This is a genomic window from Fictibacillus aquaticus (genome assembly GCF_002245695.1).
In the GTDB taxonomy this organism is placed as follows: Bacteria; Bacillota; Bacilli; order Bacillales; family Fictibacillaceae; genus Fictibacillus; species Fictibacillus aquaticus.
Genome location: NZ_NOII01000007.1, coordinates 48,861 through 56,957, shown reverse-complemented (window position 1 = coordinate 56,957; position 8,097 = coordinate 48,861). Strand labels below are relative to the sequence as shown.

The window sequence follows — 8,097 nt, the reverse complement described above, 5'->3', positions numbered from 1 at the left end:
CGGGCAAGGATAGAAGATAACCCATTGCGGTTATCTTCTTTTTTGTGTTTTATCACAATGATGTGGGAGTTAAAGAGCAGAAATAAGGTAGAAGATAACCAAAACCCGGTTATCTACTTATCAGCATTAAACCAAGAAGCTGTTTTCTGAGGATCAAGCTGCCTCAGAATCATCCTCTGAACGATTTAGGGGTCTAAATGGAAAATTGCGAGTCTAAGTGAAGAAGTTACGGGTCGAAATCCAGATTCACGGGTCAAAATCAAGATTTACGGGTCCAGCTCAGATGAACTCCAAAATGTCCTTCTGTGCCTGCTTTTCCTTATTTCCGATGTACAGACACAAGGGATGGGCGAATGTCATACATTGAATTAGATAAAGTTTTTTGAAAAAACGTATATATGGTGATTATTCCGGCAAGAATGGGAGCATGGAGGTGGGAAGATATGAGTTCGGTCCATAAGCATGGGGAAACTTGCCTGATTTGTGAAGAATCGAAAACGATGGGGATTCATATCCTGCATCAGTTTATCTGTCATGAGTGTGAAACGAAAATTATAGAGGCTGAAGTGAATGATGAGTATTACCGCCATTATCTGAGCCAGCTAAGAAAACTGAAATTAGCGAACGCCACCCTTTAAAAACAGGCTGTCATGCCTGTTTTTTTATTTTGCTCAAGTACGCTAAGTGAATAACTCAGCCTGATTTATCGAGTGAAAAATGGTAGAATAGAGGTAAGTATAATAGAAGAAAAGGATGTCTTATGTTTGAGAAAACGCCTTTATTTTCTGCATTAATTTCGCATAGAAACAGAAAACCGATATCGATGCACGTGCCGGGTCATAAAAACGGATCACTGCTGCATGAGTCGGGAATTTCTTATTATAAAAAAATAAGTGAGATCGATGTGACGGAGCTTACAGGTCTCGATGACCTTCATGATGCCCAAGAGTGCATAAAGGAGGCGCAGGATCTCACGGCAAAATTTTACGGTGCGGATGAGACGCACTTTCTAATTGGAGGAAGCACGGCTGGAAACCTGGCTATGATTCTTGCTGCGTTTGATCCAGGTGACAAAGTAATGGTGCAGAGGAACTGTCATAAGTCGGTATTAAACGGTCTTGAGCTGGCCGGATTAATGCCGATTTTCCTCGGACCTGAAATTCATCAGCAAGGCGGATTCCCCCTGGGACTGACGCTTGAGACTGTAAAAATGGCATTAGAACAGCATCCAGAAATAAAAGGCCTGATCGTCACGACTCCTAATTATTACGGCATGTCAGCTGACTTGATATCAATCATTGAGTTCATGCACGAACGAAGTCTCCCAGTGCTGGCTGATGAGGCACACGGGGCGCATTATGTGCTGGATGGCTTTCCGGCGAGTGTGCTCTCTATGGGGGCAGATGCTGCGGTACAGTCTGCGCATAAGACACTGCCAGCGATGACGATGGGAGCATATCTTCATATTGGAAAGCGATCGCTTTTAGATAAAAAAAGGGTACGGCACGCACTGCAGATGATTCAGTCCAGTTCGCCGTCTTATCCGATTATGGCTTCGCTTGATCTCAGCCGTGCTTACTTGGCGCAGCTGAAAACAGTTGACATACAGTCGATAAAAGAACAATCCATCGAGCTTAAGGATTTTTTGAAACAGCATGGATTTCTTGTAATTGAACCACCTTCTGGATATGAAGCAGATCCGTTAAAGGTTACACTGCAGGCGGAAGGGGAATATTCAGGGTATGAGTTGCAGAAGATGTTTGAGAAGCATGGGCTGTACCCGGAGCTTGCTGACTCGCTGAATGTTTTGTTCGTTCTCCCGCTTGGTGTTTCACATGAAACAATGCGCTGGAAAGAAGCTGTTTTAAAGGTATCTGAAGATCTGAACCGAAAAGAAAGAACAGAGACAACAAATTTCCAAGCAGTGTTTGCGCCGGTCAGCAGCCTTTTTTACTCATATGGCGAGATGAGGAACAAAGGTACTGAACTGGTGGAGATCAATCAATCTGCTGGCAGGATTTCGGCTGAGGCTGTTATTCCTTACCCGCCTGGGGTGCCGCTGATCGCCAAAGGAGAGCAGATTACAGAAAGCATGATCAAATCGTTTAACGTTCTGCAGCAAAATGGAGCTCGTTTTCAGGGCGGGAACGAAACAATGATCAGTGTTTTTGAAGAGGAAGAAGGAGAAGAACAGCAATGAAAGGCTTATTTATTACACTTGAAGGTCCGGACGGTTCCGGAAAGTCTACACAGATCGGAAAGATTGCCGATTACTTAAAAGAGAGAGGCGTCGCCTTCATCCAGACGAGGGAGCCCGGCGGGACTGCGATCAGCGATAAGATACGTGAACTGATTCTCGATCCGGCTCATCAGGAGATGGCGGATATGACCGAGATTCTTTTGTACGCGGCATCCCGTGCACAGCATGTTCATGAAAAAATCGTTCCTGCACTGAACGAAGGAAAAGTGGTCCTATGTGACCGGTTTGTTGACGCTTCGATTGCTTATCAAGGATACGGGCTGCAGACGGGTGCGGATGTGGTTGGTGCCATTAACGGCTACGCGACGACAGGCATTAAGCCGGACAGGAGCTATCTCGTTGATGTGAGTCCGGAAACGGGGCGTAAGCGGATGGAAGCGCGCTATAGCGGAACTCAGCTGGACCGGATCGAGCAGAAGGATTTTTCGTACCATAACCGTGTGAGGGACGGCTTTCACCGATTGGCGGAAGAATATCCTGAACGGATAAAAGTGATTGATGGCGAACAAGGAACAGAAGAGGTATTTGAAGAAATAAAGAAAGACATAGAGAGCTTGCTGACATTACATTTTAAATAGGAGGAACCGTTATGAAAATGGTTGTAGCTGTTGTTCAGGATAAGGACAGCAATAAGCTTGCTGATGCATTGGTGGACCGAAATTACCGTGCGACGAAACTGGCGACAACGGGAGGATTCTTAAAAGCGGGAAACACAACGTTTATGATCGGAGTGGAAGACCATCAGGTGGAAGGGGTGCTCGATCTCATTAAAGAAAACTGCCAAAGCCGCAGCCAGCTTGTTGCCCCTGTATCTCCGATGGGCGGAAATGCTGATGCCTACGTGCCGTACCCGGTAGAGGTGGAAGTAGGGGGAGCGACGGTTTTCGTACTTCCAGTTGAACATTTTCAGCAATTTTAAAGGATAAGAGGGATTACGATGAAGATTGGACATGATCCGCGACCTGCATTGGGTGCGGCCTCTAAGGAAGGGAAGCAGGAGATCAAAGCATCTTCGTCATCCTTCGGCGAGGCGGTGGCCAAACAGCAGGATAAGATGCAGAGTGAACAGCTGACCCGTCTGCTTGGCGATATTGAAGATCAGGGCAGGCGTCTGCTTCATTCGCAGACTGTGAAAGACCTTCAGGTGTATAAAAGTCTTGTCCAGCGCTTTGTTAAAGAAGCGGTGGATTTCGGACTGCAGCTGAAGCAGAACAAAAGCTGGAACGGAGACGGCCGCCAGAGAACACTGAAGGTTGTCAAAGAAACAGATGAAAAGCTGATGGAGCTGACGGCGATCATGCTTGAAAAGGAAAACCGGTCGGTTCAGATGCTCGATAAAATCGGTGAGATCAAAGGATTGCTGATCAATTTATATACGTAGGTGATGAGGATGAGTTGGGCACCGCTGCTGGAAACGCAGGAACGCGCAGTCAAAACGATAAAAAACAGCATAAAGAAAGACCGGCTTGCCCATGCTTACATATTTGAAGGTCCCCGCGGCACCGGAAAAACAGCGGTCGCGAAAGAAACTGCAAAGGCTTTTTTGTGCCTGGAAGCGATTGATGGAGAAGCGTGCGGCCAATGCCGCAACTGCCGGAGGATCGACAGCGGGAATCATCCTGATGTTCATGTGATCCAGCCGGACGGGCAGAGCATTAAAATCGATCAGATCCGGGCGCTGCAAAAAGAGTTCGCCTACCAAGGGATGGAGTCCAACAAAAAGGTGTACATTATCGAGCATGCAGACCGGATGACCGTCCAAGCCGCGAACAGCCTGCTTAAGTTTTTAGAAGAGCCAGTCTCGCAGTCTATCGCTCTTCTGCTGACAGAGCAAGTACACAGGCTGCTAGAGACGATACGGTCAAGGGCTCAGCTGCTGTCTTTTTCTTCGCTCCCGCCAGGAAAGCTGGAGGATCTGCTGATGGGGGAAAATGTTTCTCCCGCAATGGCTAAAATGGCAGCTGCACTGACGTCCGATACGTCAGAAGCGCTCGAAATTTGTAGGGAAGAGTGGTTTGCACAAGCGCGAGACAAAGTGATACAATTGACAGAAGAGTTGCGGAAGCGACCTGATTACGCTCTTGTGACTCTTCAGGAAAACTGGCTCTCTTTTTTCAAAGAAAAAGAGCAGCTGGCATCAGGGTTGAATTTATTATTGATCTGGTACCGGGATCTTTTATCTATACATCTTTCCGAAACAGAAAGAGTAGTGTTTAGTGATCAATTGCAGGCCCTGGAGCAGCAGGCACTTTACCTTTCACAGCGCCGTATTGGCGACTCAATGCTTGCGATACTGTCTGCCCAGAAGAAGCTCGGGTCGAACATGAACCCAGCGATGGCTATGGAGCAGCTGGTGCTGCAATTACAGGAGGGATAACAGCCTTGTATGAGGTAGTTGGAGTCCGCTTTAAAAAAGCGGGAAAAATATATTATTTCGACCCCGGCGACCTTGAAGTGCAAAAAGACGTGTTTGTGATCGTGGAAACAGCGCGTGGAATTGAATACGGAAAGGTCGTTATCGAAAAGAAGCTGGTAGGCGAGAATGATGTTGTCCTTCCATTAAAGAAGGTCGTTCGTCTCGCTAATTCGAAGGACATGCTGCTTGTGGAAGAAAACAAGACAGCAGCAGAACAGGCTTTTGAAACGTGCGTCGATAAGATAAGCGAGCATAAGCTCGATATGAAGCTTGTGGACGTAGAGTATACGTTTGACCGCAACAAAGTAATTTTTTACTTTACAGCTGAAGGGCGGATTGATTTCCGCGAGCTAGTGAAGGATCTAGCTTCCATCTTCAGGACCCGCATCGAGCTTCGGCAGATCGGAGTCAGGGATGAAGCGAAAATGCTCGGCGGCATCGGACCGTGCGGAAGGATGCTTTGCTGTTCAACGTTCCTCGGTGATTTTGAGCCGGTATCCATCAAGATGGCCAAGGATCAGAACCTTTCACTGAATCCTGCAAAGATATCAGGTCTTTGCGGCAGGCTGATGTGCTGCCTGAAATATGAGAACGACTATTATGAAGAGGTAAAACGGGATATGCCGGATATTGGCCAGGAAATCGCGACACCTCACGGAAAAGGCCGTGTAGTAGGGCTGAACATGCTAGAGAAACTCGTACAGGTGGACCTTCCGCAGATCGGGAGTGTCACAGAATATTCAATAGACGAACTTCTTAACAAAAAAGAGGAACTAATAACGCAAGCCACAGAATAAAGAGGTGGATTTCGTGGAGAAACAAGCGATTTTTTCCAGAGTGGTCCAAATGGAGGAGCAGCTGGCGGCGATGACGCGTCAACTGGAAGATTTCAAGGTTCATTTGGCGTCATTCATAGAGGAAAACCACCATCTAAAGATGGAGAATGAAAATCTCCGCAACGCATTGGACTCAAAGAACAGAAAGACTGCTGCTAAAAAAGAAAGCAAGCCCGTTCTTGAAAAGCATAAAGAGCCGATGGATATCGGAGAAGGATACGATAACCTCGCGCGTCTTTATCAAGAAGGGTTTCACATATGCAATCTTCATTATGGAAGTGTCAGGACAGAAGGGGACTGCCTTTTCTGTCTGTCATTCTTAAATAAGAAATAAAAGGCCTTTCCTTCTGGGAAGGCTTTTTATCATCACAAAAATGATCTTAGCGGAAAAGAGGAAACTTTATGGCGGAACTGCTGCCGGACGAACGGCTCGATTATCTAGTGGATGAACAACTAAAAATCATACAGAGCAACTCTGTCTTTTCCTTTTCTCTCGATGCTGTCCTTCTCAGCCGGTTTGCCTGGGTTCCGATTCAAAAAGGGAGAATCATAGACCTGTGCACAGGTAACGGCGCTATCCCTTTGCTGCTCAGCACACGATCAAAGGCTGCTATCACAGGAGTCGAGATTCAGGAAAGGCTGAGCAGCATGGCGAAGCGAAGCACTGCAATCAACAGCCTTGAAGAGCAGATCTCAATTCATACGCTTGATATTAAGGAAGCTGCGGCAGAGTTCGGCCATGGAACGTTCGACGCTCTCACATGCAACCCGCCTTATTTTCCGTCGGTCAATGAAAAGGATTATAACGAGAATCCACATCTGGCGATCGCGCGTCATGAAATTCATTGTACGCTCGAGGATGTTATCCGTGTCAGCAGCCAGCTCGTGAAGCAAGGCGGGAAAGCGGCGTTCGTTCATCGTCCGAACAGGCTGATGGAGATCTTGGCATATATGAGACAGTATGAACTCGAACCTAAAAGGCTGCAGCTCATCTACCCGCGCGAGGGAAGCGAAGCAAACATGCTTTTAATAGAAGGAATGAAAAAAGGAAAGCCTGATCTTCATATCTTGCCGCCACTGACTGTGTACGGAAGCGACGGTCAATATACAGAACAGCTGAAGAAGGTTTTCTATGGAAGATAAGCAGCATGCTGTTTATATTCTCGAATGCGCAGACGGGACATACTATACGGGGTACACGAACGAGCTGGAACGCCGGCTTCAGATGCACGAAAGCGGAAAGGGAGCTAAATATACAAGAGGACGCGGTCCGTTGAAGCTTCTATTTCACGCAGAATTTCAGACGAAGCAGGAAGCGATGCAGGCTGAATACGCGATAAAGCAGATGAGCAGAAAAAATAAAGAGAAACTGATACAGGAAGGGGGCTTGCGAAATGTGGAAACAGAGCAGTTATAACGAGGCAGAGGCTAACGGGACAGGAGCTTTATATCTTGTGCCAACGCCGGTTGGCAACCTCGAGGACATGACGTTTCGTGCTGTCCGGATTTTACAAGAGAGCGATATTATTGCCGCCGAAGATACGAGGCAGACGAAGAAGCTGTGCAGTCACTTTGAGATTGCCACGCCGCTGACAAGCTATCACGAGCATAATAAAGAACAGAGCGGACGTAAGCTGCTTGAACAGTTAAAGGAAGGAAAGCAGGTCGCTCTCGTAACGGACGCAGGAATGCCAGGCATTTCCGATCCAGGCTATGATCTTGCTGTGCTATGCATAGAGGAGAAGATTCGCGTCATTCCGCTTCCTGGCGCGAGTGCTGCTCTGCCTGCAGTAGCAGCATCGGGTCTTTCAACGGAAATGTTTACATTTTACGGTTTCCTTCCGCGCGGCAAAAAGGAACGTAAAGAGCAGCTCGAGCGGCTCTCCGTTTTCCCCTCAACCCTCATCTTTTATGAAGCGCCGCATCGCATAAAAGAAACATTGTCAGCGATGATCGACGTGCTCGGAGACAGAAAAGGCGTGACAGTCCGGGAATTGAGTAAACGGTATGAAGAATTTTGCCGTGGGACATTAAGTGAACTTCTTGCTCATTTTGAACAAAATGAAGTGAGAGGCGAGTTCTGCCTTGTGGTAGAAGGAGGAGATCCAAACGCTGCAGCAGATGTTACGAAGTGGTGGGAGGATCTTCCGCTTAACAGTCATGTTGATCACTATATTAATGAAGGAATGAAGCCGAAAGAAGCAATTAAGGCAGCAGCAGCTGACAGAGGGCTTCCGAAGCGGGATGTTTATCAGTCGTATCATGTAGAGTAAGTTATCAAGCAAATCTTCTAGAAAAGTCAGTGGATTACCTCTGATAATACCTTCATATGCTTTAGCTGATTTTTTCATCACATCCGCATGATCATCTTGAATCCATCATTGATAAGTTGATCGGAGTGTAAGGTGCCGACTCCAGCGGGATGAGTGGGAAGGTGAGACCTTCCAATGGCGCATGCGACGGAAGGGCTCACCTCTCACCCCGCGGAAAGCGTGCACCTGAAACGGAGATCAACCGCTTCTTTGATTTCATGACATCGTCTTTTAAATCAGCCATAAAAAAACCTCCTGCCGAAGTGGCAGGAG

Annotated in this window: 11 protein-coding genes; all 11 read left to right on the top strand. The window is 47.2% G+C overall.

What is annotated here, in order from left to right:
- The first annotated feature begins 443 nt into the window (after positions 1 to 443).
- Positions 444 to 638 carry a sigma factor G inhibitor Gin gene (locus tag CGZ90_RS14685; RefSeq protein WP_094253283.1) on the top strand — a complete coding sequence of 65 codons (195 nt, stop codon included), beginning with the start codon at positions 444 to 446 and terminating at the stop codon, positions 636 to 638.
- A 122-nt stretch (positions 639 to 760) separates the two neighbouring features.
- Positions 761 to 2,200: an aminotransferase class I/II-fold pyridoxal phosphate-dependent enzyme gene (locus tag CGZ90_RS14680; protein ID WP_094253282.1), complete on the top strand. Its 1,440-nt coding sequence runs from the start codon at positions 761 to 763 to the stop codon at positions 2,198 to 2,200.
- Positions 2,197 to 2,838: a dTMP kinase gene (gene tmk / locus CGZ90_RS14675; protein ID WP_094253281.1), complete on the top strand. Its 642-nt coding sequence runs from the start codon at positions 2,197 to 2,199 to the stop codon at positions 2,836 to 2,838. Before CGZ90_RS14680 ends, tmk begins: the two co-directional genes overlap by 4 nt.
- Positions 2,839 to 2,849: 11 nt before the next feature.
- Complete coding sequence (locus tag CGZ90_RS14670; RefSeq protein WP_094253280.1) at positions 2,850 to 3,179, top strand: cyclic-di-AMP receptor; 330 nt, start codon at positions 2,850 to 2,852, stop codon at positions 3,177 to 3,179.
- Positions 3,180 to 3,197: 18 nt separating this feature from the next.
- Positions 3,198 to 3,641: a YaaR family protein gene (locus CGZ90_RS14665; RefSeq protein ID WP_094253279.1), complete on the top strand. Its 444-nt coding sequence runs from the start codon at positions 3,198 to 3,200 to the stop codon at positions 3,639 to 3,641.
- Between the two features lie 3 nt (positions 3,642 to 3,644).
- Complete coding sequence (holB, locus tag CGZ90_RS14660) at positions 3,645 to 4,637, top strand: DNA polymerase III subunit delta' (RefSeq protein ID WP_165766868.1); 993 nt, start codon at positions 3,645 to 3,647, stop codon at positions 4,635 to 4,637.
- A gap of 5 nt (positions 4,638 to 4,642) precedes the next feature.
- Positions 4,643 to 5,473: a PSP1 domain-containing protein gene (locus CGZ90_RS14655; protein ID WP_094253277.1), complete on the top strand. Its 831-nt coding sequence runs from the start codon at positions 4,643 to 4,645 to the stop codon at positions 5,471 to 5,473.
- Positions 5,474 to 5,486: 13 nt separating this feature from the next.
- A complete protein-coding gene (gene yabA / locus CGZ90_RS14650; protein WP_094253276.1) occupies positions 5,487 to 5,846 on the top strand; it encodes a DNA replication initiation control protein YabA in 360 nt (119 codons plus the stop codon).
- A gap of 68 nt (positions 5,847 to 5,914) precedes the next feature.
- Complete coding sequence (locus CGZ90_RS14645) at positions 5,915 to 6,655, top strand: tRNA1(Val) (adenine(37)-N6)-methyltransferase (RefSeq protein WP_094253275.1); 741 nt, start codon at positions 5,915 to 5,917, stop codon at positions 6,653 to 6,655.
- Positions 6,645 to 6,929 (top strand): GIY-YIG nuclease family protein, encoded by a 285-nt coding sequence (locus tag CGZ90_RS14640; protein ID WP_094253274.1) that lies wholly within the window; start codon positions 6,645 to 6,647, stop codon positions 6,927 to 6,929. The genes CGZ90_RS14645 and CGZ90_RS14640 overlap by 11 nt, the downstream gene beginning before the upstream one ends.
- Positions 6,907 to 7,785 (top strand): 16S rRNA (cytidine(1402)-2'-O)-methyltransferase, encoded by an 879-nt coding sequence (gene rsmI / locus CGZ90_RS14635; RefSeq protein ID WP_094253273.1) that lies wholly within the window; start codon positions 6,907 to 6,909, stop codon positions 7,783 to 7,785. The genes CGZ90_RS14640 and rsmI overlap by 23 nt, the downstream gene beginning before the upstream one ends.
- Positions 7,786 to 8,097 lie beyond the last annotated feature (312 nt).

Coding starts and splice junctions, on each gene's coding strand:
- CGZ90_RS14640 (WP_094253274.1), top strand. CDS start 6,645: ATGGAAGATAAGCAGCATGCTGTTTATATTCTCGAATGCGCAGACGGG.
- holB (WP_165766868.1), top strand. CDS start 3,645: ATGAGGATGAGTTGGGCACCGCTGCTGGAAACGCAGGAACGCGCAGTC.
- CGZ90_RS14670 (WP_094253280.1), top strand. CDS start 2,850: ATGAAAATGGTTGTAGCTGTTGTTCAGGATAAGGACAGCAATAAGCTT.
- rsmI (WP_094253273.1), top strand. CDS start 6,907: ATGTGGAAACAGAGCAGTTATAACGAGGCAGAGGCTAACGGGACAGGA.
- CGZ90_RS14645 (WP_094253275.1), top strand. CDS start 5,915: ATGGCGGAACTGCTGCCGGACGAACGGCTCGATTATCTAGTGGATGAA.
- CGZ90_RS14685 (WP_094253283.1), top strand. CDS start 444: ATGAGTTCGGTCCATAAGCATGGGGAAACTTGCCTGATTTGTGAAGAA.
- tmk (WP_094253281.1), top strand. CDS start 2,197: ATGAAAGGCTTATTTATTACACTTGAAGGTCCGGACGGTTCCGGAAAG.
- CGZ90_RS14665 (WP_094253279.1), top strand. CDS start 3,198: ATGAAGATTGGACATGATCCGCGACCTGCATTGGGTGCGGCCTCTAAG.
- CGZ90_RS14680 (WP_094253282.1), top strand. CDS start 761: ATGTTTGAGAAAACGCCTTTATTTTCTGCATTAATTTCGCATAGAAAC.